At 53.3% G+C, this 26,447-nt stretch carries 23 protein-coding genes; 9 read left to right on the top strand and 14 right to left on the bottom strand.

Features of this window, described 5'->3' with window-relative positions; all coding sequences use genetic code 11:
* Positions 1 to 463: 463 nt before the first annotated feature.
* The 6 genes from dnaE (at position 464) to KK078_RS14960 (ending at position 9,389) form a co-directional block, all read left to right on the top strand.
* Complete coding sequence (dnaE, locus tag KK078_RS14985) at positions 464 to 4,657, top strand: DNA polymerase III subunit alpha (protein WP_254091098.1); 4,194 nt, start codon at positions 464 to 466, stop codon at positions 4,655 to 4,657.
* Between the two features lie 157 nt (positions 4,658 to 4,814).
* The gene (trxA, locus tag KK078_RS14980; RefSeq protein ID WP_254091097.1) at positions 4,815 to 5,138 is read left to right on the top strand and encodes a thioredoxin; all 324 of its coding nucleotides are present in this window, start codon (positions 4,815 to 4,817) and stop codon (positions 5,136 to 5,138) included.
* A gap of 257 nt (positions 5,139 to 5,395) precedes the next feature.
* Positions 5,396 to 5,971: a helix-turn-helix domain-containing protein gene (locus tag KK078_RS14975; RefSeq protein WP_254091096.1), complete on the top strand. Its 576-nt coding sequence runs from the start codon at positions 5,396 to 5,398 to the stop codon at positions 5,969 to 5,971.
* Between the two features lie 53 nt (positions 5,972 to 6,024).
* Positions 6,025 to 7,320 (top strand): DUF5690 family protein, encoded by a 1,296-nt coding sequence (locus tag KK078_RS14970; protein WP_254091095.1) that lies wholly within the window; start codon positions 6,025 to 6,027, stop codon positions 7,318 to 7,320.
* A gap of 36 nt (positions 7,321 to 7,356) precedes the next feature.
* Entirely contained in the window at positions 7,357 to 9,129 is a 1,773-nt protein-coding gene (locus KK078_RS14965; protein ID WP_254091094.1) for a chloride channel protein, read from the top strand.
* 11 nt (positions 9,130 to 9,140) lie between these two features.
* Positions 9,141 to 9,389 carry a DUF3820 family protein gene (locus tag KK078_RS14960; RefSeq protein WP_254091093.1) on the top strand — a complete coding sequence of 83 codons (249 nt, stop codon included), beginning with the start codon at positions 9,141 to 9,143 and terminating at the stop codon, positions 9,387 to 9,389.
* Here the strand turns inward: KK078_RS14960 and KK078_RS14955 are convergent.
* Genes KK078_RS14955 through KK078_RS14945 form a run of 3 tightly spaced genes read right to left on the bottom strand, consistent with a single transcriptional unit; the run spans position 9,382 to position 11,549 of the window.
* On the bottom strand, positions 9,382 to 10,662 hold the full coding sequence (locus tag KK078_RS14955; RefSeq protein ID WP_254091092.1) for an MFS transporter: 1,281 nt from the start codon (positions 10,660 to 10,662) through the stop codon (positions 9,382 to 9,384). The two genes, KK078_RS14960 and KK078_RS14955, sit on opposite strands and share 8 nt — an antisense overlap.
* A gap of 27 nt (positions 10,663 to 10,689) precedes the next feature.
* Positions 10,690 to 10,929: a hypothetical protein gene (locus KK078_RS14950; RefSeq protein WP_254091091.1), complete on the bottom strand. Its 240-nt coding sequence runs from the start codon at positions 10,927 to 10,929 to the stop codon at positions 10,690 to 10,692.
* Positions 10,930 to 10,955: 26 nt separating this feature from the next.
* Complete coding sequence (locus KK078_RS14945; protein ID WP_254091090.1) at positions 10,956 to 11,549, bottom strand: TetR/AcrR family transcriptional regulator; 594 nt, start codon at positions 11,547 to 11,549, stop codon at positions 10,956 to 10,958.
* 157 nt (positions 11,550 to 11,706) lie between these two features.
* Here KK078_RS14945 and KK078_RS14940 point away from each other — a divergent pair, with 157 nt between their 5' ends.
* Positions 11,707 to 12,486: an NIPSNAP family protein gene (locus tag KK078_RS14940; protein WP_254091089.1), complete on the top strand. Its 780-nt coding sequence runs from the start codon at positions 11,707 to 11,709 to the stop codon at positions 12,484 to 12,486.
* Positions 12,487 to 12,750: 264 nt separating this feature from the next.
* Here the strand turns inward: KK078_RS14940 and KK078_RS14935 are convergent, their stop codons facing one another.
* A complete protein-coding gene (locus tag KK078_RS14935; protein WP_254091088.1) occupies positions 12,751 to 13,173 on the bottom strand; it encodes a PRC-barrel domain-containing protein in 423 nt (140 codons plus the stop codon).
* 210 nt (positions 13,174 to 13,383) lie between these two features.
* Here KK078_RS14935 and KK078_RS14930 point away from each other — a divergent pair, with 210 nt between their 5' ends.
* Positions 13,384 to 14,739 (top strand): acyl-CoA dehydrogenase family protein, encoded by a 1,356-nt coding sequence (locus tag KK078_RS14930; protein ID WP_254091087.1) that lies wholly within the window; start codon positions 13,384 to 13,386, stop codon positions 14,737 to 14,739.
* A 26-nt stretch (positions 14,740 to 14,765) separates the two neighbouring features.
* The gene (locus KK078_RS14925; RefSeq protein WP_254091086.1) at positions 14,766 to 15,191 is read left to right on the top strand and encodes a nuclear transport factor 2 family protein; all 426 of its coding nucleotides are present in this window, start codon (positions 14,766 to 14,768) and stop codon (positions 15,189 to 15,191) included.
* Between the two features lie 296 nt (positions 15,192 to 15,487).
* On the opposite strand, the gene KK078_RS14920 is transcribed toward KK078_RS14925, so the two are convergent.
* The 10 genes from KK078_RS14920 to KK078_RS14875 all read right to left on the bottom strand — a co-directional run bounded on the left by KK078_RS14920 (position 15,488) and on the right by KK078_RS14875 (position 26,445).
* Positions 15,488 to 16,726 (bottom strand): DUF3999 domain-containing protein, encoded by a 1,239-nt coding sequence (locus KK078_RS14920; protein WP_254091085.1) that lies wholly within the window; start codon positions 16,724 to 16,726, stop codon positions 15,488 to 15,490.
* A complete protein-coding gene (locus KK078_RS14915) occupies positions 16,723 to 19,257 on the bottom strand; it encodes a DUF2339 domain-containing protein (protein ID WP_254091084.1) in 2,535 nt (844 codons plus the stop codon). Before KK078_RS14915 ends, KK078_RS14920 begins: the two co-directional genes overlap by 4 nt.
* 137 nt (positions 19,258 to 19,394) lie before the next feature.
* Positions 19,395 to 20,252: a universal stress protein gene (locus tag KK078_RS14910; protein WP_254091083.1), complete on the bottom strand. Its 858-nt coding sequence runs from the start codon at positions 20,250 to 20,252 to the stop codon at positions 19,395 to 19,397.
* Positions 20,253 to 20,450: 198 nt separating this feature from the next.
* Entirely contained in the window at positions 20,451 to 21,035 is a 585-nt protein-coding gene (locus KK078_RS14905; protein WP_254091082.1) for a hypothetical protein, read from the bottom strand.
* A 363-nt stretch (positions 21,036 to 21,398) separates the two neighbouring features.
* Complete coding sequence (locus tag KK078_RS14900; protein ID WP_254091081.1) at positions 21,399 to 21,713, bottom strand: hypothetical protein; 315 nt, start codon at positions 21,711 to 21,713, stop codon at positions 21,399 to 21,401.
* Positions 21,714 to 21,960: 247 nt separating this feature from the next.
* Positions 21,961 to 22,551, bottom strand: coding sequence for an LON peptidase substrate-binding domain-containing protein (locus tag KK078_RS14895; protein ID WP_254091080.1), 591 nt, complete (start codon positions 22,549 to 22,551; stop codon positions 21,961 to 21,963).
* Between the two features lie 37 nt (positions 22,552 to 22,588).
* Positions 22,589 to 23,122, bottom strand: coding sequence for an adenine phosphoribosyltransferase (locus KK078_RS14890; RefSeq protein WP_254091079.1), 534 nt, complete (start codon positions 23,120 to 23,122; stop codon positions 22,589 to 22,591).
* 57 nt (positions 23,123 to 23,179) lie between these two features.
* Complete coding sequence (locus KK078_RS14885; protein WP_254091078.1) at positions 23,180 to 24,673, bottom strand: NAD(P)H-hydrate dehydratase; 1,494 nt, start codon at positions 24,671 to 24,673, stop codon at positions 23,180 to 23,182.
* A gap of 53 nt (positions 24,674 to 24,726) precedes the next feature.
* A complete protein-coding gene (locus KK078_RS14880; RefSeq protein WP_254091077.1) occupies positions 24,727 to 25,947 on the bottom strand; it encodes an NADH-quinone oxidoreductase subunit D in 1,221 nt (406 codons plus the stop codon).
* Positions 25,948 to 25,962: 15 nt separating this feature from the next.
* Positions 25,963 to 26,445: an NADH-quinone oxidoreductase subunit C gene (locus KK078_RS14875; RefSeq protein WP_254091076.1), complete on the bottom strand. Its 483-nt coding sequence runs from the start codon at positions 26,443 to 26,445 to the stop codon at positions 25,963 to 25,965.
* Positions 26,446 to 26,447 lie beyond the last annotated feature (2 nt).

The raw sequence follows: 26,447 nt of genomic DNA, 5'->3' as shown, positions 1-26,447 counted from the left end.
AAGCTGTCTGCATGTACTAAAACTAAACGAATTCGAACAATAAGATGATGAGCGCGATGACGACGATCGCCACCAGGAGGAACCATTCTTTACGGAGGAAAGAGACGACCCATTTGAGCCAGTTCTTCATAATTTTACGTTATACATCACGTTAACACCAACAATCAGGCCCAACAAGCAAGGACTTGGTTGTCAATCAGATAACAAAGTTTCAGAGAATTAATTTCTCGAATAGCAGATCCAGATTTGAACATTATTCCCAAAATGAAACATGTGCTGTATCGTACGATCGGTGCCAGCGTGGTTAACACCGCGGTGTTATGGAAATGGTCCGGATGCCCGTACCCTGCGGGAGGCGGGCGGCCGTTTACATGTCAGTTTTGGATTTGAATTGAAATAAAACTTTTCCTGCCGCCGGGGTGTATTAACTTTACACCCTCAACCACTGAACGATTTTTTGTAGATGTATTTGATCTTCGATACGGAGACCACCGGTCTTCCTCGTAATAAAACGGCCCCGTTATCTGACCTCGACAACTGGCCACGGCTGGTGCAGCTGGCCTGGGAGCTTCACGACAATCGCGGCAAGCTCATTTCGCAGCACAACTATATTGTCAGGCCCGACGGCTTTGACATTCCCTTCAACGCCGAGCAAATACACGGCATCTCGACGCAACGCGCCCAGGAAGAAGGTCACGACCTGTTAACCGTACTCAGTACCTTTATTCAGGACCTGACCCGGACGCAGTTGCTCGTGGGTCACAACATCGAGTTCGATATCAACATTATCGGTGCCGAGTTCCTGCGCCTGCAGCTTGCGCCCGAGCAGTTTACGACGCTGGCGCGCCTCGACACGGGTATTTCCTCTGTTGACTTCTGCCAGCTTCAGGGCGGTATCGGCGGCAGGCTGAAGATGCCCAAGCTGATCGAGCTGCACGAAAAGCTCTTCGGGCTGGGCTTCGATGCTGCCCACGACGCGGCATACGACGTAGCGGCTACTGCGCGATGCTTCTTTGGCCTGCTGACCCACAAGGTGGTCAAACCCCTGGACGCCACGCCGGTGGAAGAGATCGTATACGAAGCTCCCAACCTGGAAGCGGCCAACTTTGCCAAGCGCGACAAGAAACAAGACGCCGGCTACAGCCTGAAGTCTACGGAGGTTGCTCCGATGACGGACAAGCCGTTCGTGCACTTGCGGGTGCACTCGCAGTACTCGGTTCTGCAGGCAACGCCGGACATCAAATCGATCATCAGCAAGGCGAAGGCCCTGGGCATGCCGGCCATTGCGCTGACGGACCTGGGCAACATGTACGGCGCCTTTAAGTTTGTGCGTGAAGCGACCAACCACGAGATCAAGGCCATTGTGGGCTGCGAGTTCTATGTGTCGGAGGAGCGCCGGAAAAACAAGTTTACAAAGGACGCTCCGGACAAGCGCTTTAACCAGGTGCTGCTGGCCAAAAACAAAAACGGTTATCACAACATCGCCAAGCTCAGCTCGCTGGCGTTCCTGGAAGGTCTGTACGGGATCCACGCGCGGATCGACAAGGCGCTGATCGAAGAATATAAGCAGGACCTGATCGCTACCACGGGGGGCCTGTCAAGCGAGGTGCCCTACCTCATCCTGAACGTGGGTGAGAAGCAGGCCGAGGAGGCTTTCAAATGGTGGCACAACCTGTTTGGCGAGGACTTTTACATCGAGCTGAACCGGCACGGTATTCCGCAGGAAGATCACGTCAACAAAGTGCTGCTGCGCTTTGCGGAGAAGTATGGCGTGAAATACTTCGCGGCCAACGAGTCGTTCTACCTCGACAAAGAGGAGGCGAACGCCCACGATGTATTGCTGTGTATCAAGGAAGGCGAGTTCAAGTCGACGCCGATCGGTTACGGCCGGGGCACGCGCTACGGCCTGGCCAACAACGAATATTATCTGAAGTCGCAGGACGAGATGAAATCCATCTTCCGCGACCTGCCGCAAGCGGTCGAGACGATCAGCGAGATCCTTGACAAGATCGAGCCGTATACGCTCGAGCGCAGCGTGCTTCTGCCCAAGTTCGACATTCCACCGGAGTTCGAAAGCCAGGATGCTTACCTGCGCTATCTGACCTACAAGGGTGCTGAGAAGCGTTATCCCGAGATCACGCAGGAGATCCGTGAGCGCCTGGACTTTGAGTTGGATACGATCCAGAAGACGGGTTATCCGGGCTACTTCCTCATTGTACAGGACTTTACCTCGCGTGCGCGCGAAATGGGTGTATCGGTTGGGCCGGGCCGGGGTTCGGCCGCGGGGTCGGCGGTAGCGTACGCCATCGGTATCACTAACGTGGACCCGATCAAATACGATCTGCTGTTCGAGCGTTTTCTTAACCCGGATCGCGTATCACTGCCCGATATCGATATCGACTTTGACGACGAGGGTCGCGACCGCGTATTAAAATACGTGATCGATAAATATGGCAAGACGCAGGTTGCCCAGATCATTACGTATGGTACCATGGCGGCCAAGTCGTCCATTCGTGACTGCGCGCGCGTGATGGAGCTGCCGCTGGCGGATGCCAACCTGCTGGCGAAGATGATCCCGGAGAAACCGGGCACGTCGCTGGACATGGCGTTTGACGAAGTCAGGGAACTGGCAGACATCAAGAACGGCACCGACCTGCGCGCAGACGTTCTGAAGCAGGCGTTGATCCTCGAAGGCTCGGTGCGAAGCACGGGTACGCATGCGTGCGGTGTGATCATTACGCCCGACGATCTGACCAAGTTCGTGCCGGTGTCAACGGCCAAGGATTCTGAAATGCTTGTCACGCAGTTTGACAACAGCGTGGTGGAAAGCGCGGGGCTGCTGAAGATGGACTTCCTGGGGTTAACGACCCTCTCCATCATCAACACGGCCGTGCGGAACGTGAAGAAGAGCCGCGGCATCGACATCGTTGTCGACGAGATCCCGCTGGACGACCCGGCTACCTATCAGCTCTTTCAACGCGGCGAAACCACAGGTACGTTCCAGTTTGAAAGTGTGGGCATGCAGAAATACCTGCGTCAGCTCAAGCCCGACAAATTCGAAGATCTTATTGCCATGAACGCCCTGTATCGTCCGGGGCCGATGGAATATATTCCGGCGTTCGTTAACCGCAAGCACGGGCGCGAGCCGATCACCTACGACCTGGCCCCGATGGAGGAATACCTGGCAGAGACGTACGGTATCACGGTGTACCAGGAACAGGTTATGTTGTTGTCGCAGAGCCTGGCGGGCTTTAGCAAGGGTGATGCCGACGTACTGCGGAAAGCGATGGGTAAAAAGCAAAAGGCGGTACTGGACAAGATGAAAGACAAATTCATCAAGGGTGCCGGTGAACGCGGCCACGCCAAGGAGATCTGTGAAAAGGTTTGGACCGACTGGGAGGCTTTTGCGCAATACGCCTTTAACAAATCGCACTCTACCTGTTATTCGCTGGTTGCCTATCATACCGCTTACCTGAAAGCCAACTATCCGGCCGAGTATATGGCGGCGGTATTGACGCACTCGCAGAGCAACCTCGAGAACGTTACCTTCTTTATCGAAGAATGCCGCAGTTTGGGTATAAAAGTACTGGGCCCGCACGTGAACGAGTCGGGTATATTCTTTGAAGTAAACAAGGCCGGCGAGATCCGCTTCGGTCTGGGGGCTATCAAGGGTGCCGGCGAAGCAGCCGTGGATGCCATCATTCAGGAGCGCGACGCCCGTGGGCCCTTTGAAGACATTTTCGATCTGACCAAGCGCATGGCGCAACGGTCGGTTAACAAAAAGACGCTTGAATGCCTGGCGCTGTCGGGAGCGCTCGATTGTTTTGAAGGTGTACACCGCCGGCAGTATGTGTTTGCCAAAGACGGCGACATCAGCCTGCTGGAAAAGGCCATCAAGTTTGCCATCAAAACGCAGCAAGACGAGCAAAGCGCTCAAGCAAGCCTCTTCGGCGGCGGCAGCGGCACATCGATGCCCAAGCCGCGTATCGAGTACGTGGAGCCTTACAGCGAGATCGAAAAGCTCAACCTGGAAAAAGAGGTGGTCGGTATCTATATCTCCGGGCACCCGCTTGACAACTTCAAGTTTGAGATGGATCACTTCTGCACCATTACGTGTAATAAGCTGTCCGAGCTGGACCCGCTGCTGGGCCGGGAGCTGAAGCTCGGGGGCATTGTGTCGGTAGTCGAGCACCGCACGACCAAGACCGGCAAGCCTTTTGGCAAGTTTACGGTCGAGGATTACACCGGCAACTATTCGTTCGTGCTCTTTAGCGAAGATTACCTGAAGTTCAAGAACTTTATGAGCCTTGGCTGGTTTCTCTTTATAGAGGGGGCGGTGGTGAAAAACAACTGGGGCCAGCAGAACGTGGAGTTTAAGATACGCAACATCGACCTGTTGAACGAGATCGGTGTGAAGCGCAGCAAGGGGGTTAAGATCCGCATGAATACCCGGGAGCTGACCCGCGACCTGATCGGCAAGATCGAGACGGTTTGCCAGGAATTTTCGGGTAACACGCCGTTGTACCTGAAGCTGACGGACGACCAGGAAAGGATCAACCTGGAGCTGATGAGCCGAAAATTTCGTGTCAACCCGGTAAACGACATGGTCAAACAAATGAAAAAAGCGGGAGAAATAGACGTGGAAGTGGTTTTTTAACCGGTACGCAGGCAAGCCTGCCTGCCGGCAGGGGCAGGCACGAACTTTGAACTAAATAAATTACCTTTGTGTTGGGATAAGTGAATGTGAACCACCTTCTGATAACAAAAGAAGACGACACTTATTGAAAGAACATAATTTATAACACATAACTCTCATGGGAAAAGCAATTGAACTTACAGATGCTAACTTCGATCAGATCATAAATTCTGATAAGCCTGTATTGGTAGACTTCTGGGCCGAATGGTGTGGTCCCTGTAAGATGATCGGACCGGTGGTAGAAGAACTCGCCGGCGATTACGAAGGCAAAGCAGTTATCGGCAAATTGAATGTCGATGAAAACCCGACTGTAACGGCTCGTTTCGGTGTGCGGAGCATCCCGACCCTGCTGGTGTTCAAAGGCGGCCAGGTGGTTGACAAGCAAGTTGGTGCTGTGCCCAAGTCGGTGCTGAATCAAAAATTATCGGCTCAGGTGGCATAAGCTGCCGGCGGTGTATATATAGGAAGCCGTCCCAGTCGCTGGGGCGGCTTTTTTCGTTTCCCGTCTACCCTACCCATCCTGCGGCACATTAAACTTCTATTAACGTTTACGAGCTGGCTGCACGGGCCTGCCGGTTTTCCCTCGGGAAATGGTTTGCGGGGGATAACATTGGTTTAACACGCCGTGCGGCGTGGTTTGGGAGGTACGCAGGGCTGCAAGGATTGTTTATGTTTACCGCCAGGAAACCTCAACCGGGTATGATCGACAATGAAGTAGTGTCACGGATCGCTAAAAAGATACGGTCTGTACGGCTCGAAAAGAACTACACCATCCAACAACTCGCCCTGCGCTCGAACGTCAGCAAAGGGCTGCTCTCCAAAGTAGAGAATTCACGCACCATCCCTTCCCTGCCGGTCTTTATCATGATCCTGCAGTCGCTCGATATCTCCTTAAAGGAATTTTTTGAAGAAATGGTGCTGCTGAACGGGCGCGAATACCTGCTCGTGAAGAAGGGCGAATGCACGTCCATCGACCGCGAAGCCGGCGCCGGTTTTCACTATCAATATATTCTCTCGCAAAACATTCCCAACTGCGCCATGGAGGCGATGCTGCTGACGCTGGACCCCGGCGCGAAGGGTCGACCCACCACCACCGACGGCTATGCGTTTCAATATATCCTGTCGGGAAGCTGCGAGTATCAGATCAACCAGGAAACGATCCGCCTGGACGAAGGCGACTCGATCTACTTTAACACCTCTGCTCCTCACCTGCCGGTCAACCGATCGCGGCGCAAGGTGGTGATGCTGGTTGTGAGCTTCCTGCTGTCGAAATAGATTTTATCAAAAAATAGCCATATTGCACCAGGCGCCGGCGCGCCGGTATGTGTATGGCTTCTTCCCTTGTCGAACATCCGCTCACGCGCTGGCTCAAAAGCGCAAATACATTCTGGTTTACGCTCTACGCATCGGTAGCCGCGTTTTGTCTGTATACCTGCATCTTTGCATTTCGTAAGGCATTCACCGCCGCGACGTTTGAGGGGCTTGTCTTCGCGGGCGTCAGCTATAAGGTCTGGCTCGTCATCGCCCAGGTATTGGGTTATGCGCTCTCGAAGGTTATCGGCATCAAGGTTATCGCCGAGCTCAAGGCGCGTTCCCGCGCCTTTGGCATTCTGTTGATGACCGGGGTGGCCAGCCTCTCGTGGCTGCTCTTCGCCCTGGTGCCGCCGCCGTACAATATTCTCTTCATCTTTACCAACGGCTTCCCGCTCGGCATGGTGTGGGGCATGGTGTTCGGCTACCTGGAGGGGCGACGCACCACCGAAGTACTGACGGCGGCGTTGTCGGTGAGCTTTATCTTCTCGGGAGGTCTCTCGCGTTCCTCGGGGGCCTTTATCATGCGCGACTGGCACGTACCCGAGATGTGGATGCCCTTTGTGGCCTGTTTACTCTTTGCCATACCGATGCTCATCTTCTTGTGGCTTGTCGACAAGTTGCCGCCACCATCGCCCCTGGACGAGGCGTTGCGTACGCGCCGGCAACCGATGGATGGCGCCGAGCGCAGACGTTTTGTGCGCACCTTTCTGCCGGGCATTATTCTGTTTACGCTGACGTATATTTTATTGACGACGTTCCGCGATTTTCGCGATAACTTCTCGGCCGAGGTTTGGAAGACGCTGGGGTATGGGCAATCGGCCGGCATCTTCACGGCCACGGAAGTGCCGGTGTCCATTGCTGTGCTGATCATTATCGGCAGCATCATGCTGATCCGGAATAATGCGCGTGCGTTGATGATCAATCACCTCATCATTGCCGCAGGCATGATCCTGATCGGCGTGAGTACTTTTTTATTTGAACAGCATACCATCGGTGCGCCTGCGTGGATGATCCTGATCGGCCTGGGATTGTACCTGGGCTATGTGCCGTTCAACAGCATTTTTTTTGACCGTCTTATCGCCACGTTCCGTTACGCCGGTACGGTGGGATTTATCATGTACATGGCCGACTCCTTTGGTTACCTGGGCAGTATCAGTGTACTGTTCTTCAAGGAATTTGGCTACGCCGAAGTCAGTTGGGTACACGTGTTCATCCACTCCGGCTACATCGTATCCCTGCTGGGCGCAGTGCTCATCCTGGCGTCGATGCTCTACTTTCGTTCGAAGTATGCAGGTTGGGAGAACCGGTGATCTTTCCTATCTTGCCCACCTCCAAACGCCGCAGGAATGATTAGACGTGTTCATGGCTTCGTAAGCCGATTGATGTTGTACGTGCGTGAAAAACTCTCGGTACGACAGTTCTTTATACTTTCCAGCATCATTGTGGGACTTTCGTCGGGGCTGGCGGCCATCATTCTGAAATACTTCGTTCACTCCATCGAGCGGCTGGTGGTCTATTACTCGCACAACTATGAAGAGTTCTTTCTCTTCACGTTGTTTCCGATGATCGGCATTGGCCTGACTGTTTTTTACGTGCAGAAGGCGCTGAAGGGTGAATTCAAAAAAGGCACGGCCGAGATTGCTTATGCCATTGCCAAAAAATCAAGTGTGCTGCCTTCCAGCCAGATGTACACGCACCTGGTCACGGCTGCCCTCACGGTTGGCTTTGGTGGCTCGACGGGGTTGGAGTCGCCGATGGTAACAACCGGGTCGGCCATTGGCTCCAACTACGGGCGCACGTACCGGCTATCGTACAAGGAGCGCACGATCCTCCTGGCGTGTGGCGCGGCGTCTGGCATTGCCGCGGCCTTCAGCTCACCGATCGCGGGGGTGCTTTTTGCGATCGAGGTGTTGCTGACCGATGTGAGCGCCTCGGCGTTCATACCGCTGATCATCTCGGCGGCGTGTGGTGCTCTGCTCTCCAAGATCATCCTGGCACAAGGTGTTGTGCTTTCGTTCGCATTAACAGAACCGTTCAACTACTACAATGTGCCGTGGTACATCGCCCTGGGTGTTCTGACGGGGTTGCTCTCGCTATACTTTGCGCGCACGTTTGAGTGGGTGACCGGCAAGATGCGCGGTATCGGCAACAATACCGTGCGGGTCATCATCGGCGGTGTGTGTCTCATGCTCCTGTTGCTGATCTTTCCGCCGCTTTTTGGCGAAGGGTATGAAACGATCAAGGTATTGTCACAGCTGAAGCCGGCCGAGCTGGCTCAGAACAGTATCTTTCAAGATGCTATCTCGTCGGAATCTATCCTGTTGATCTTTCTGGGGGGCGCTGCGTTGCTGAAATGTGTGGCGGCCGCGCTCACGATCGGCAGCGGTGGCAACGGTGGCAGCTTCGGCCCTTCGTTGTTTATGGGGGCGTACCTGGGATTTATATTTGCCCGAGTGATTAACCTTTCAGGACTGACACATATTCCCGAGACTAACTTTGCGCTGGTCGGCATGGCGGGTTTGCTGGCCGGTGTGTTCTATGCGCCGCTGACGGCGGTGTTCCTTATTGCCGAGATCACCGGCGGCTATGAGCTGATGATCCCGCTGATGCTGGTAGCGGCTATCAGCACCGTGGTGACCCACTACGTCGAGCCGCTGTCGATGGAGGGCAAGAAGCTGTCGCTGAAGCTGCGGTCGCCGATCGAGGACCGTGACAAGTCGCTGCTGAGCCGCCTGGAGCTGATGGACCTGATCGAGAAAAACTTCTCGGTGATCCGTTCCAACGAGTCGTTACAAGACCTGGTGAAAGCCATCTCGATTTCTAAGCGCAACATCTTTCCGGTGCTGAACGATAACGAGCTGGTGGGCCTGGTCTATCTCGACAACGTGCGGAACATCATCTTCAAGCATGACCAGTATGAAAAGGTCTGGGTGCGTGACCTGATGAGCCCGCTGCCGGCAGTTATTTCGCCGCAGGATAACTTTCATACCATTCTCAAGAAGTTTGAAGAGACCAACCAGTGGAATTTACCGGTGGTCGACAACACGACGTACCTGGGGTTTGTATCGAAGTCCAGTATCCTGACCAAGTATCGTGAAGAGTTATTGCAATCTGTATAAGCCAACGACGTATGGAACCCGTAATGCCCCAGGCCACCGACCCCGATATATTAAAAAAGATCGTGACCATGCGGATGCCGTTCGGCAAATACAAGGACACGATCATCTGTGATTTGCCCGTGCACTATTTAGAGTGGTTTGCCCGCGAGGGTTTTCCCGCGGGCAAACTGGGCATGATCTTATCTACGATCTATGAGATCAAGATCAACGGGCTTGAGTACTTGCTGGTTCCGCTGAAGCGAGCGTTTCCCCCTACTTAGTAGCTGCCACCGACACTTCTGATTCTGCGTTCACCACTGGCTTGCCCTCGGTTTTAGACGAGTTTCGCTGAACGTAGCGATGCACCAAATACATCAGGGCGATCGTTATCAGCATGGAGATCGTTACCGCATAGCCCAGCCTGTTATAGTGTTCGAGGTAGCCATCCGGTCGCTTGACAATAATCTGTCCGGCGATGACCGCTGCAATCCCACCAGCGATGTACTGAACCGCTGAGTTTATACTCATGAAAGCACCCCGGTCTGCCGGCACAGGTACTGCCGAAATCAGTGCGGAAGACGAAATCATACGAGACGATACGCCCACAAACATGACCATGCTCAAGATGGTAACAACCCATAGAGGTGTAATGCCCAGGTTGCAATAGACGATGGCCATGATAATGCTCAGAATCGAACCGGCAACGAACACCGGGTATTTACCAACCGAGTCACTGAATTTTCCAATGAGTGGCCCTGTAATGATGGTACAGATACCTGTGAATATATATACCAGATAAATTATTTCTTTATCTATCTTCAGATTATGCTCCATGAATTCGGTTCCGAACGGCATCAGCATAAAACCGCCCGTGGCCAACAGCGTAGTCGCAGCAAATGTGCGTAGATAATGCGGCTTTTGTAGGGTTGAGACCAGGTGCCGGAAGGCGTTGACGCGCGCGCGTTCCTGTAGGTGATCCGCCACGGGTTTCAGATAAAGCGCGATGATGATACCGGCAACGATACTAATGCCTACAATCATGGTAAAGGGCACATGCCATTCAAACATGGTAGCCAGTTTTAATCCCGCGGGAATACCTAGTGCCTGGCTGGCGGCAAACGCCATTTGTACAAAGCCCATGACACGACCACGCACTTCCAGGCGAAAGAGGTCGGTAATGATGGCATATGTAATGGAACTGATTACACCACCGAATATACCGGTTACGATACGCGCCAGGAGCAGCGACGTGTAGTCTGTTGCCAGCGCACACAACGCTGTTCCGATCACAAAGCCTACATAAAAGAAAAGCAACATTTTTTTGCGATCGAACTTATCGGCAAAACTGGCCGTCACCAGGCCCGAGATGCCTGCACTTATGGCATAGCCTGCCACGACGCGGCTGAACTGGGCCGGACTCATTTGAAGCGCCGGCATCACGATGTTGCCCAGCGGCGACAACACCATAAAATCAAGAATAACGGTAAACTGGATGAACGCCAAGACGGCTATCACGAAGGATTCATATCGGGTGAAAAGTTTTTCTTTGGTCATAATTCTAGTCGAGTTTATACGGCCGGCTTAGTCGGGCAATTCTTCACACCACAGGCCGGCCTTTAAGACCATGTGGAAGATGTCTTCATACGTGAGCTCCTCGCACTCGATGCGCAACACATTGTCTATGTCCTGCTGGTCTACGTTCCACCGCAGAATGCGTTTGTCACCGCTCAACACGGGAGCAATTTTGTTGAGGCATGCCTGGTCGGCAATGTTGGTCTTCAACACCAGAATGGTCGGCGTCTCTTGCGGGTATCGTGTCATAGCAGAAGGGGTTAAGGATCTTACTCTCATGGCGTCAGCGCTTTAATCACAAGTTTGAGTGTTTGTTCCAACATCTTATCGTCGAGCGTAAACGGCTGACGACCTCCGAGTCCACGACCGGCCATGTGCATGCGCACCAGGTTATACAGGGGCGCGAATGCGACAGACCAGTATACTTCCATCGGCAGCTTCACGACCTCCTTGCGGCGAATGCCGTTGTGTACAAACCGTTGCATGGCGTCGAGGAACCGGGGATCCACCTTGTCGATGGAGACGTAATGATAGGGAGAATGTTTTATCTGTTCGAGAAATTCCGAGTTCAGGGGATTGTCGATGCTGTAGTGCGCCCGATTCATCCACTGTACGCGTAGTCCCTCGGCAAAGGGCGCATCGGGATCAAAATCTTTTAAGGTGGCGTCGATCATTTTATTCATTTCGTGCACCCACAGCTGCACGATCAGATCGTCGCGGTCCTTATAGTAGATATAGATAGTCGCCGGTGATACACCCGCGGCCTTTGCCAGCTTTTGCATGCTCAATCCATCGAACCCCTCTTCTACGATCATCTTGAGCGCTTCCTGCCGGATGGCCTCTTCCTTCTGTTCGTCGCGTGCTCGCATAACGGCACAAATATAAATGAATGTTCGTTCAGTTATATTTCCATATTCAATTATTTTCTTTCCGACCATTGCTCCTGCCTTTTCGCCGGTTGGTCACATCCCCTGAATTGCGTTATGAAAACGTTTGTTACCTTCGTTCGAACACAACCATCCGATTATGATGAAATTTTTCTCCTTCTTCTGTCTGCTGCTGGCCGGTCTGGCCACGTATGCCAGGACGGCTCCCAAGCGCGAATTCTATGAGATCCGCATCTACCATATCAACCAACCCGATCAGGCCGACCGCCTGCACCGGTTCCTGAAGGATGCCTACCTGCCTGCCCTGCACCGCGCCGGTATTGCCCGCGTAGGCGTTTTCACGCCCATCGCCACCGACACCGCTTATGCCGGCAAGCGCATTGTCGTGCTGATCCCCTACCAGACAGTAGAACAGTTCACGACCCTTAACGAAACCCTGGAAAAAGATAAACAATATCAAGCGGCAGGGCGCGACTACATCGATGCCCCCTACACCTCACCACCGTATAGCCGCATCGAGACGATCCTGCTGAAGGCGTTTGCCGACGCGCCGGTCATGACCTTGCCAAAGCTTACCGGTCCACAGTCTAACCGTGTTTACGAGTTGCGCAGCTATGAGGGGCATACGGAAAAAATCTCGCGTAACAAGATCCATATGTTTAACGAAGGGGGAGAGATCAAGCTCTTTCACCGTCTTGGCTTTAATGCAGTGTTCTATGCTGAAGTGCTGGCAGGCGCTAACCGGCCGAACTTCATGTATATGACCTCGTTTGATAACCGCGCTTCGCGCGAGGAGCATTGGAAGACGTTTACGGAGGACGCAGCGTGGAAGAAGTTGCTGGCGGCGCCGGAGTATAAGAATAACATGTTGAAGAATACGCAGTATCTGTTGAATGCTACGGCATATTCGGATATATAATAATTATACGGCAGGTGTGGACTAATGGCTGTTGCTTGTGGGGCTCGAAAACAATTTACCGGGCGGCCGGGGGTCGGAGACCCCCTCCATTGAGTGCACGAACTGTGCTGGGCACAAGTCGCCCTCCCTTCGGTCGGAAGACTTGCGCCAGGTCCCGTGTAGAGCTCCGCCCCTATCACCCCAAACTTTTTCGGTGCTCCGTAAAAATAAAGGCGGCCCTGAGAATTTCGGGACCGCCTTTATTACGTCTATACCTGAGTATTGTTAATAGTGCGGATAGGGTGCGCCCCAATACGTGTTTACGTCGTTGAAGTATGAGTGGTCGTTCGTGTCGGGCCAGTGGTTCTTGTCAAAGCCTGGGATCTGTTTCAGGTAGTCTTTGCTGCGCTTGAGGATGAACAGCTCGCGGTCTTCGTCGAGGAGCAGTTCGGAGAAAGGTATAGCAAAGAGCTTGCCGCCCATGCCGAGGAATGAGCCAAAGTCGATGACGGCGTATTCAATGCCTCCGTCTTCAAGGTTGACCATGAGGTTTTCGATCTTACCCAGGTTGTCGCCCTGTTCGTTTTCTACGCGGTCGCCGATAATAGACGTTGCCGTGAGACGGCGTACCGGCGTGTTTGCATCGCGTCCTTCGTGGTTTAACCCGGTGCGGTTATCCACTTCGTAATTTTTTTCTATCGTTGCCATAATGGTATCTTTTTAGTGTTATTTCCCGATGGGGGCTAAATTTCTGTGCCATCAAAAATGCCGTCCAAAGTACCTCCAAGTGCCTGTAAAACAATATCTTAAAAGCACCCCTCACATATTCCCCGTGGGGTCCGTATCCAATCTTCCACAGCTGGTGTCAGGCGAACCCAAATTATGTTTACTTTGGCTGTATTCGTCAACACCCTGTATATGTCTATCTTCAAAAAAATAAAAGCCACGGTAGGACTATTCCAGCAGCTCGACCTCGACAAGATCGGTGTGCTGGCCGAAAAGGTAGACCTGAATAAAATGGTCGGGCTGGTCAGCTCGATGAAGCAGGAAGACCTGCAAAAGCTCATGAAGTTCATGGAAGGCGGGAAGAAGAAACACGCCTTTCCGGAAATAGACGGCGACTTCTACGACCTGCACCAGTGGCTTACGCCCGAAGAACGGGCCATCCAGCTCCAGGTGCGGGAGTTTATGCGCGAGCATATCGCGCCCATTGCCAACGAGTACTGGCTCAAGGATGAATTTCCGCATCACATCATTCCCGAGATGGCCAAGCTCAACATCTGCGGCCTGACGTACGAGGGATATGGTTGCCCGGGGAAGTCCAGCTTGTTAGAAGGTTTTCTGGCAATGGAAATGGCGCGTGTCGATTGTTCTACCTCCACGTTCTTTGGTGTTCAAAGCGGTCTGGCGATGGGCTCGATCTATTACTGCGGTTCGGAAGAACAAAAGCAGCAGTGGCTGCCGCCGATGCAACGCATGGAAAAGATCGGCGCCTTTGGTTTGACCGAGCCAGAAGTGGGCTCGGGTGCGGCGGGCGGCCTGACGTGTACGTGTAAGCGTGAAGGTGATACGTGGATCCTCAATGGCCAGAAGAAATGGATCGGTAACGCTACGTTTGCCGACCTCGTGGTGATCTGGGCGCGTGACCTCGATGATGGAAACGTCAAAGGTTTTATTGTTGAAAAGGGATCAGAAGGCTTTCAGGCTGACAAGATCCGTGGTAAGATGGCGCTGCGCATTGTGCAGAACGCGCTCATTACGCTTACAAACTGTGCCGTACCTGAACGTAACCGCTTGCAAAACGCCAACTCGTTCAAAGACACTGCCAACGTACTGCGCATGACACGCGCCGGGGTTGCCTGGCAAGCCGTGGGCTGTGCGCGTGGCGCATATGAAAGCGCGCTGCGTTATACGAACGAGCGAAAACAGTTCGGCCGCACGATCAGCAGCTTCCAGATGGTACAAGACTTGCTTGTACAAATGCTGAGTAACCTTACGGCTATGCAGACCATGGTGTGCCGGCTTTCACAACTGCAGGACAATGGCAAGCTGACGGACGAGCAGGCTTCTTTGGCCAAGGTGTTTTGCACGTTACGTACGCGCGACATCGTGAGCCATGCCCGCGAGCTGTTTGGCGGTAACGGCATCCTGATCGAATACGACATTGCCCGCTTTGTGGCCGATGCGGAAGCGATCTATTCGTATGAGGGCACGAAGGAGATCAACACGTTGATCGTAGGCCGCTCGATCACCGGTCAGAGTGCTTTTGTTTAGTGTATACCAATATCCTTTTATATCCTATGAAATCAAGTATCCTTATTATGCTGATGGCGCTGCTGGCTGCGCCTGCCTGGGCTCAGAAGGGCGGAGAGAAAGACGTGGCGGCTGCGGTGGAAGCACTGCGCGCGGCCATGGTCAATGCAGACCGTGCTGCGTTAGAGAACCTGACGGCCGACGATCTCAGCTACGGCCACTCCAGTGGTAAGATCGAAAACCGGGCTTCGTTTGTAGAGACGATTGCCGGTGGGCAGTCGGATTTTGTTTCGATCACTTTATCGGAACAGAAGATCACGCTATCGGATAATACCGCGCTCGTGCGTCATAAATTCCAGGCAGAGACCAACGATGGTGGAAAGCCTGGAAATGTATCACTGGGAATCTTGCTGGTGTGGCAAAAGCAAAAAGGCGCCTGGAAGCTATTGGCAAGACAGGCTTATAAGCTTTGACTGCTTGTTGGTGTATAGACTGGCTACGGCGGTGGGCACTACCGGCTGCGTTGTGCGCTTGTATAAGAAGACATTGTGGGCGCGTTATAAATACCTGTGATGGCAACTGATGGCTGTTGCCCGTGGGGCTCGAAAACAATTTGCGGGGCGGCCGGCGGTCGGAGACCCCCTCCCTTGCGCACATGAACAGTGCTGGGCACAAGTCGCCCTCCCTCCGTCGGAAGACTTGCGCCAGGTTTGTGTTTGTAGGGGCTACGCCCCTACTCCCCCTTAGCTCTTTGTTTTGTATCCGACTTTTAAGAATCTTTTTTGGCGTCTTTGGCCAGGCGTAGCGTCATGAAGCCGAGTATGGCAATAATTGCTACGATTGCTACCCAGACGATGTTGCGATTTGTAAAGATCGTGGGGGTGGAGTCCTCTGCCTGTGGTTTGTGTAGGGCGGTAATGGGACCGACGGCCATCAGGCCGGGGTTGTTGGGGATGCTATCGCGGAAGTATGCGAGGTCGTAGCCGGGCATGCCCAGGTCGTCGGGACCGAACTTCATGGTGTATGCTTCGCCCTTCTTTAGCCAGGCGATCAAATACCGGTTCAACTGGCTGGCTTTGACGGTCGCCACGGTCAACGGCGGGTTGTTTTCATTGTCGACGGCTATCATGAGCTCGGTTGTCTTTACGGCCTCCAGGTATACCTCCGATGCTTGCTTCGAGCTGACTTCGAGCTTTGTTACGGGTGTGTAATAGGCTACGTCGCCTTTCTTCGTGGTACGTGTGTGCCGTGCATAAACCGTTGCCTGGCGCAGAAAATAGGGTGCATTGGTCATTGTCAACATGACCTTATCCACTACGTGCAGCGTATCGAACATCAACCGGATATACGTTTGTTTTTTGGCGGTCGTGTCGGTCACGAGCATTTGTCGTACGGGAACTTCCGCGTACGCGCCTGTATAGGTCAGCACGTCATAATACCCGGCCTTCAGAATATTCAGGGGGCCGCTGGTCGAGTCGGCGATCTGCAACCGGTAGTATGCGTAGTCGCTCAGCGGAAAGTTTACGGCTTTGACCTCTGCGGTGCCATTCGCGTTATCCGACGCCGTCAACCTAAACCGGTCGCGAATCACAAACCAATTCGTACGATCATCACTGCCTGACAATATAGCCTCTTTGCTCACATCGGCATTGCGGATCTGCAGGCTGATGTTATTGATGGGGCGGCGATCGGGATTGCTCAGCACAAGAGAGGTGCAACACTTCGGCTCCTGTGTTTTTTCGACGATGGTATATTCGCGGAATTGCTGGTGCGCATATAACGGCTGTTCTTCCTGGAAGACATAGGGCACTTCCCGTCCCTGAGCGTCGTAGATGCGCGCGTTGGAAAACGTGCTGTTGAGATACGGTGTTACCGCGGGTGACAGCTGTACCCGATAGAAACCGTCGGCGGCTACTGAAGGCAGCGTAGCCACGGCGTGAAACTCCTGCGCCTGGGCGGCGATGCCGATCAGCCACCCTGCTATCCATGCGCCTACAAACTTTCTCATGCGTTCTCTCCTTTTATTTCCGTACCCGGTATCTCTTCATTCCCTGTCGGTAGTGTGGACGTTTCCGGCGCTGCGGGCTCGTCGGTCAGCAACAGTTTTTTAAGACGCTGGTACATGAACGATACGACCAGCAGCAATACTCCCAGCGAGATAAAGGCTGCGATCTTGCCGCCTTCGGAGATTCCTTTCAAGTCCATAATAAACAGCTTGAGCAGTGTGACCAGGAGCAACGTGAGCGAGATGATCCGCAGGTGTTTCCTGCGTTGGCGCAGGCCGATAAAGATCAGCAGGAATGCTGCCAGTCCCCAGAGGATGGGGAAGCCGATCTTGTGGTTCTGGCGGAGTATGTGGTCGAGGGCATCGCTATCTGCCGGTCCTGCCAACAGCAGAATGCCGTGATCCAGCTCGGCGCTGGCCAGGAATACAAAGAAGAATACGTAGAACCAGGCGTACAGATTGCCGGTGGAAGCGTTAAAGGCTTTCATCTCGCGTACCTGGCGCAGGGTTAGGATGCATACCACCAACAGCAATACGACATATATGTAGTGGAACGCAAACCCGGTGCCGGATATATCGCCCATCAGGTAGCCATCGCGTGCGTCGATGATCTGACTATGATAGAATAACAGGAAGGAGAACATCGCCACGGGTCCCGACAGCGCAAAGGCTTGTTTTATGCGATCGGGATATGACGTGCGTTTTACTGCTATCAGCAGGCCGGCGATGAACAGCATGTTATAGGCGCCGATAATGATCAGCCCGGCGCTCCCGGCTTCTACAAAGCGGTAAATCTGATATTGTAATTCGAGGTATTGTGATGCATACAGGACCAATACGCCCGCAACAATCAATGTCTGACGGTACGGGCCCATGTAGTCGGCGTCGCGTTCATCCGTTTCAAACCGGAGGAAGTACACGGTTAAGGCGATGGAGATGAGCGATACCACGCCGGTGATATAGGCTTTGTTCAACACTACCGGCATGTATTCCTGCGCCGGCCGGTAGAGTTGTTCCCAGTCCATGATCAGGCTGCAGCCCATGAGCATCATGACGAGCACGGAGCCCACTTTCATCAGGCGAATGCCTGACTTTTGCGACAGCCACAACAGCAGTACGCCTTCGGCTGCCCAGAAGAGTGTGATATAATTCCCTTCCAGCTGCACCGGGGCTGCCAGACTGATGAAGGTCAGCACCAGGCCGATCAACAGGAAAACCAGGTTGCGGTCGACACGTGTGTTTTTATACAGACTGTATGCAAAGACGAAGTTGAAGACTGCCAACGTTGCCGTGAACAACCCGCGGAAGTCGCTGGCGGGGGCTTCGCGCAGGATGATCATGCCGGCGGTGTAATACAGGAATGTATTGCTGAGCAGCAGGCTGATCTCGATAGCCTTGAAGGTTGTGCGCTGGCGCAGGTTGTTGATGACGTTCATGAGGAAGAACACGATATAGAACAACGTGGCAAATATCAGCGCGCCCGCCACCATGCCCATGTTCTCGCTGTCGAAGCGACCGGCGAGCCAGGTGAAATACAAGATCATCGTGAATACGTATGACACGATGTTCACCAGGTTCCACTTCTTGTAATATGCCAGGACAAGCATGCCGATGTCCAGTATGAGGATGTAGGTGAACAATACGACGTAATTGCCTTCGCCGGTGCTGACCATGATGGGTGTGGCAAAGCCGCCGAGGATGGCCAGTACGGCCAGCTCGATGCGGTTATAGCCCAGGGACAACACAATGGCAAAGCCGGTGATCACTACCATGAGTAAAAACGCGGCGGTCTGTGAAAAGAGCTGATAGTCGTGGAAGGCTATTCCTATCGTAAAGTATAACACGGCGATACCGCCGCCTACGAGCACGGAGCTAAAGGGCGCGAAGGTCTTGCGCAGGCGGTGCGCGACGCCCAGCAGGATGCCGCCGCAGAGAATGCCGATGAACACGCGGCCGATCTCGTTGATCCATTGCTGGTCAATGGCATATTTCACAAAGAAACCGATGCCGAGTACCAGGATGCCGATACCGATCTTGTTGGCCAGGTTCTCGCCGATGAATTTTTCCAGGTCGGGGTTGCGTTCGAAGAACCCGGGTTTGGCCGGTTTGGGGGCCGGGGGCACGTATGCCGGCGGGGGCGTGATGGTTTCCGACAGTGGCCGGACCGTTATTGCAGCGGCTTCCTGCCGCACCGGGGGTGCTACGGTTTTGGGTTTGGGTGGCGCCGGGGCCTGTACGGGCGGCACAACCGGTGGTGGCACCGGTGTGGGTATGGGCGGCGGCGTAACGGGCCGCGATACGGGCACGGGCGGTACCGAGGGGATGGCTGGCTGTGGCTTTACCTCTTCGCGGGGGGACGTGGGTGCCGGTATGGGGCCTTCTTTAAACCGGACTTTACCAAGCTCGGCTTTGAGATCGTCGATCTTCAATTGCAGGACGGTGATCTGGTTTTGCAGCTTGGTGCGCAGGTTGGCGATCAGCACAACAAGAATGACCAGGATAATAAAGATCAGGAAACTAAAAAACTCTTCCATGGGCAGGAATTCGTGTTTTTATTGGTTAGACAGGGCAAAGGATTAGCAATTTAATCATTTTCAGGAAACGGTTGATCCATAAAAAAGGCCACTCCCGCAATGGAAGTGGCCTTTTGTGCCGATGGGCCTGGTGAAGGTTATTTACGGCGTTTGGTGACGAAGGTCATTACCGGGCGTCTGGAGTGGCTCACCACGTCTTCGGCAATGCTGCCGGCCAATACATGAGCGAAGCCTGTGCGGCCGTGTGTCGCCATGGCGATCAGGTCGGCGTTGATGCTGTCAGCAAAGTATACAATGCCTTCTTCTTCGGTCAGGTCGTTGAACACGTTGATGGTATAGTTCTTCAGTTGCAGTTTCTTCGCGAAGTCTTCCATATACTTTTTCACGACGGTGTCGCGCTGGAAGTTGCCGGGGGTATTGATGCGCACCAGGTGGATGGTGGAATCGTACATTTGCTGTGTGCGGCGTACAAAGCGCGAGAAGATCTCTTCGTCTTTTTCCATCGCGGTAGCATATACAATGTTCTTAAATTCCTTGCGGGCGGGTTTGTTGCGTACGGTCAGTACGGGGCAGTGTGAGTGGCGTACTACTTTTTCGGTGTTCGAGCCGATGATCATGTCTTCCAGCTCGGTGCGGCCGGCAGTACCCATCACAACGAGGTCAACCTTGCGATCGGTGATGATAGCATTCATGCCGTGAAAGGGCGTACCCACGCGCAGTTCCTGACGCACTTTTACACCTTCGAACTTGGCGTCGCCGGCAAGCTTGGCCATTTGCTTTTTGGCTTTTTCAATGAGCTTCAAGGTAAACACCTTATCCTCCCAATTTCCTTCGTAGGTTGCTTCGCCTTCTACACTGAAAGAGCTTTCGCTGGCTTCTTCGATTACGTGCAGCAGGATGAGCTCGGCACCGGAACGCCGGGCGATGTCGGCGGCGACGTCAGCACTAAGATTGGCTTCTTTGGAAAAATCGGTTGGAACAAGAATTTTTTTCATACCGGTAGGTTTATCGTTTGTGATAGGGTAAAAGTAGCGATTTCGGGGAAAAATAAAAATGTAGGAAGTCAGGTGGGGTCGTGCCTGGGGCGAGGCTATACGCCGTTCGTCCCCTTATAAAACACAAAAGCCCCTCCGAACGAATCGGAAAGGCCTTTGTTTCATACCGGGTATGAAACCGCGTGACGGGACCGGTGCTTAGAAGCGTACGGTCTTGGTGTTACCGGCGTTGTCGGTCACTTCGAAAGTCAATGCACCGTTTACATTTTTCACTGTATACAGTTGCGCGAAGTTACCGTCTACGTTTTTGGTTTCGCTGTGCACCAGGTTGTTGGCTGCATCATAGATCTTTACGCTGATCTGCTCGTTACCTTGAGCAGCGATCGACACCAGGTACTTGCCGTTTTCTTTAGCCAGTTTCGAGATGTGTACGTTTTTCGCTGCGGCGGCTACTGCGGGCTTGTAGCTTACTTTCTCAGTTCTCTTGCCCGTAGCGTCGATCAGTTCGATGGTATAATCACCGTAAGCCAGGCCTGTGAAGTTCAGCGGGCAGATGAAGCCATCTGTACCGGTGAATGATTCTGTGAAGACCAGTTGTGATTGCGTATTGTAGATATTCAGTTTTACCTTACCGGCTGTTTCGCCTTTGTAGATAACTTTGAATACTTCAGAGCCTTTAACAGGTACTACAGCCAAACCTCGGTTGCTCGGCTCTTCCTTTCCAAAAGCTGCTAAAGACGCTGCTGCGAAAAGTGCTGCGATGAAAAGTGATCTTGTTTTCATAATTGTATGTGTTTGTGTTTTGATTACGATACAAATATACGGGTGGGTTATGCGGATGGTTGGAGTTTGTAAGGAAACCTCATTTAATTCTACAAACAACGTTTGCATAAAATTTCCTTCGCGAAATGCTCAAAATGCTCGTACAAACCCGGGTGCAAACGCTATCAGGAGAAAATTATTTAATACAACGTTTGCAATAGGCTATTTTGCAGCCTGGCGGTAAAAACACAAAAGGCGTCCCTCGTAAAAGGACGCCTTCTATATAATTCTGCAATCTACTATTCTATCCGTATTTCATTAGCAGTAGCGTGGTCGTTACGAAATATTATTGCAACAACAAACGTTACCTGCTTGCTGCGGCGATTAGATGGTTACGTGCTCGAGCTCGCGTACAGCGCCGTCGATCACTTCGACGGTATAGTTGCCTTTGCTCAATTGAGACAGGTTGTAAGGTCTGATAAAACCGTCAACTTTCCGGATCGTCTCTTTATAGATGAGGCGGTTTGCCTCGTCATAGATAGAGACCTTTACATCATTAGACTCCACTCCTTTGTAGAACACCTTCAAAGTAGTACCGAATTGCATAACACCTACACGTTCAACAGGAGCCGGATTTTCTTTTGCCAATACAACGCCCGCTACCAGAAACATACCAAATACCAGTGCCAATTTTTTCATGACTCGTTTTTTAAAAGTTTGGTGCTAACACGTAGTAGGGTTGCTAAAAGTTTCGTTGCAAACGTTATTGAATCGTTAATGGGGGCCTTTTGCACAGGGGCTTACAACCTTCACGCTTCTTTTTATTCCGTGGCATGCAGGCCTCACCGAACAAAACTATTCTGCGCCCGACGGGGCAACGAATAACTCCCTGCCGAACGCCCGGTTGGCCGATGTAAGGGTTTTAACAATAAATTAATAAGAAAAATTAATTGAGGTGGTAAAGATCCTTGCTCTTCTCCTCCTCTTCGAGCAACTGCTCCTGGTAATGGATGCGGTTCTGTAGAAACATTTCCTGGCGGCTTTCTGGCAACTGTAAAAACTTATAGCGGTCGCGCAAGTCGAGGCTCAGCTCCTGCGCAATATGATATATGCTAAAAGGGGCAATCTGCCGGGTAATATTCCGGCGCTGCATGTATAGCATGAATATATCGTATAGTATGGTGCTGGGCCGGCGTGCGGCGTCTACATGATGGTAGCGCACGTAGCCCCCGGGGTACAACTTATCGGCATCGAAGGTGCGTTGTAATTTTTCGGTGTCGAAGGTGTCCAGGCACCGTACGATGATATCAGACTCGCCGCCGGGATATTGTTTCAGGATGCTTTCCAGGCGCACGAGCGAACCGATCTGGGCCAGGTTCATGTGGTGCGAAAGGTAAATACCGAAGGAAACATCTTTTGCAGAGGCATCTTCCAACAGCTGGCGGTAACGAGGCTCAAAAATATGCAACGGTACCCACTCGCCAGGCAGGGGTAGAATGGATAGCGGAAACATCGGAATATGGACGACATCCTCCATAAAGCACGGTACCTGGGGGATTCATCCCACCTCGCCGTCAATAGGTCACCAGGTATTGAGGCTTAACTCCAAAATGGTGCAGAAGGTTTAGCTCTCCCGGCAAAAAGCTCAAATTAATAATGAAGGAAAAACCTGCCAGCTCGGCGCCGGAATGCCGTACGAGGTTGGCGGCGGCCCCGGCGGTACCCCCGGTGGCCAGCACGTCGTCGTGCACGAGTACACGCCAGCCGGGCTGCAGGGCATCTTCGTGCATTTCGATGGCCGCGGTGCCATACTCCAGGCTGTATTCCTGCTGTACGGTCTTATAGGGAAGCTTTCCGGCCTTGCGGATGGGAATAAACCGGCAGTTGAGCGCATGGGCCAGGATGGCGCCGAAAATGAAGCCACGGGCCTCTACGGCGGCGATGGCATCGAGCCGAAGGTCTTTCAGATCGGTTTTGAGCTGGGTGATCATTTCATTCATCAGCAGCGGATCGGCCAGGATGGGGGTAATGTCTTTAAACACGACGCCCGGTTTGGGATAATCGCGCACATCGCGGATCGTATGTTTGATCTTGTCGGATAGTTGCATGCCTGCGGGTTTGAGGCACTAAAAATAAGCGCTTTCGCGAGGAATCCTGGGGTTAGGTTAGATTTTCCGGAAGGCCGCCGGCAAATATCGGATGAGATCGGAAGCAATCAGTGAATCTACACCCAACTTATGTGCTGCCAGGTCTCCTGCCAGACCATGCAAATACACCCCTAGAATAGCAGCATCCAGGGACGGATAGGACTGAGCCAGGAGGCCCGTCAGAATACCTGTGAGTACGTCGCCCGTGCCGCCGGTAGCCATGCCCGGGTTGCCCGTGGTATTGAAGTAGACCACACCCTCGGGGCTGGCAATGGATGAATACGCACCCTTTACCACGACCACAGACCTTAGCTGCCGTGCCAATGCCTTTTGTTTCTCCAATCGCTCAAACTCGTTGGCGGTCTTGCCCGCCAGGCGCTCAAACTCTTTGGGATGGGGTGTCAGGATGCTGCCGGGCGGCACCAGCGACAGTAGCTCGCGATGCGCCGCCAGGATGTTAAGCGCGTCAGCGTCGATCACCATCGGCTTGCGGTAAGCTTCTAAAATCTTATGCATCATCTTTACCGTGACGTCTGCCTGACCCAGGCCGGGCCCTATGCCTATGACGGAATACCCGTCTGACGATGGCAACGCGCTGGCATAATCTTCAAGGGGGTCAATGCTCACCATAGCCTCAGGCACGGCCTGCTGCAAAATAGCGTAACCACGTGCGGGCGTGTGAATCGTCAGCAACCCTACTCCTGCTCGTAGTAACGCACGTGCCGCCAGGATCGCAGCTCCCATTTTACCGTAACTGCCCGCCACCAGCAATGCATGACCATACGTGCCTTTATGACTAAACTTCTCGCGATGCTTCTTCAGGTGGTAGACATTGTCGACCACGTGGTGATCGGTTTCTGTCTTTTCAAAAAAATCTTCGCACAGATTCCATGGAACTATATTAACCGTATGCCAGTCGCCGATATACCGAGCGCTGGACGCAAAGAAGAACGCTAACTTAGGCACCTGAAACGATATCGTATCCGTGGCACGAACGATAGCACCTTGTGACGGACCATCGGCGCGTAACCCGGAGGGTATATCTACGGCTACACACAACGCCTCTGCTGCATTGATGCAATCGATCACATCGGCGTATATACCTTCCAATGGCCGCGAAAGGCCGGAACCGAAGAGTGCGTCAACCAACAAAGTACACCAATCGAAAATTCCCGGAGCCGGGGTCCCGGTAATCATGTGTACTTCAACTTTCTCTGGCAAACGAGCCCGATTGATTTCGAAGTCTGCGCTGGGTTTGCCTCCCTCCACGATCCATACCTTTACGTCATAGTCGAGTTCCACCAACAAACGCGCGATGGCCAGGCCGTCACCTCCATTATTGCCGGTGCCGCAAACAATTCCATAGCAGTGTGCGTCACCCGCGTTATCCTCTAACCAATCCACGAATTGCTGGCTTGCACGCTCCATGAGGTCAATAGATGCGATGGGTTCATGCTTGATAACATAGGCATCGAGGGCACGGATCTGGTCGGTTGTCAGAATCTTCGTCATGCGGCGGTTTTGTATGTTACGAGTGGCGAAAACATCATGCCTGCCGGTTATGCTTAGCGGTCTACTTCGCCCATGACGACGTCGATCGACCCGATGATGGCGATGAGGTCGGCAATGAGTATGCCCTTGGATATTTCCGGCAATACCGACAGGTTGACGAAGCTGCACGAGCGGCACTTGCACCGGAACGGTATATCGTTGCGCCCGTCGGCGCGGAAGAAGAAGCCCAGTTCTCCTTTAGGGATCTCTGCCCGTACATAAAAGTCCTGCGCTTTGGGGCGGATCTTTTTGGGTACCAATGCCTGCGGGTCAAAATCGCGTGTGCGTTGATGATCGCCGGTAAGCTGCACGAGGCACTGTTCGATGATGCGAATGGATTCGTGCAGCTCGCGGTAGCGTACATAGGTGCGGTCCCAGCAGTCGCCCACGTTGCCCATTTTTCCCTCTCCCACCGGTACGTCAAATTCCAATTCCGGATATACGGAATATCCGTCGACGCGGCGCAGGTCGAAGCGGAGGCCGGAGCCCCGCAGCACGGGACCGGTAACGCCCGCGTTGATGGCCAGGTCGAGTGGCAGCACGCCGACGTTGGCGGTACGATCGATGAAGATCTTGTTCTGCAGGAGGACATCGTCCAGTTCCTGCAGCTTGGGTTTTATATACTGTACAAATTCGCGGCAGCGTTCTTCAAAGCCCACGGGCAGGTCGTAGAACAATCCTCCGATCCAGATATAATTATATAACAATCGCGCACCCGACGCCCACTCCAGCAAGCGCAGGATGTGCTCGCGGTCGCGCATGATCCAGAAGAACGGTGTAAAAGCGCCGATGTCCATGCCGTACGTGCCTATGGCGATGAAGTGCGAGGCGATGCGGTTCAGTTCGGCTACCAGCACGCGGATATATTCTACGCGCTTGGGGATCTGGTCGGCGATGCCGAGCATGCGCTCTACGCCCATGGCATAGGCATGCTCGTTGTTCATCGACGCCACGTAGTCCAGGCGATCGACGAATGGGATGATCTGGTTGTAGGGCAGATTTTCGGCGTGCTTTTCAAAGCAACGGTGCAGGTAGCCGATGTGGGGCACGACGTCCTGGACGATCTCGCCGTCGAGCAACACTTCGAGCCGAAGCACGCCGTGCGTGGAGGGGTGCTGCGGGCCGAGGTTGACGATCATTTCTTCCGAGCGCAGGTTCTCGGGCCGCAGCTTGTTGGGCTCCGAGCGCGACAGGTTGCCTTCTTTGTATTTGTATTGTACCGTGTTTGTTGTCATGGGCCTGCGCTGCGGTCAGTATTCTATTTTAATGTCGCGGTAATATTGCGGATCCTGGTAGTCCTTTCGCAACGGATATCCTTCCCAGTCTGCGGGCATCAGGATGCGGCGCAGGTCGGGATGGTTCGTAAAGTGAATGCCGTACATATCGAACGCTTCGCGCTCATGCCAATCGGCGGTACGCCATACGGACGCAACCGAGTCTACCTCGGGGCTTTCGCGCGGCAGAACGACCTTTAGCATCAGGTGCAGGTTGAAGGGTATGGAGTATAAATTATAGATCACCTCCAGGGTGTTCGCTTGCGGGCCGTTGTCCAGCCCAGTGACACACGACAGCATGTCAAAATATAGCTCGGGATGTTGATGCGCCGTTTTACAAACGGCCAGTATGTGTGCACGTTCCACGATCAGCGCTTGTGGGGTGGCGTTGGCGTCGGGCTGCAGCGGTATATCGCCGAGTGCACTTTTGAGTATCGAAGCGATGGTATCGAGGGTCATAA

This window comes from Dawidia soli (assembly GCF_018598185.1).
Taxonomy (GTDB): Bacteria; Bacteroidota; Bacteroidia; order Cytophagales; family Cyclobacteriaceae; genus Ohtaekwangia; species Ohtaekwangia soli.
This window is presented reverse-complemented; position numbering and strand designations above follow the sequence as displayed.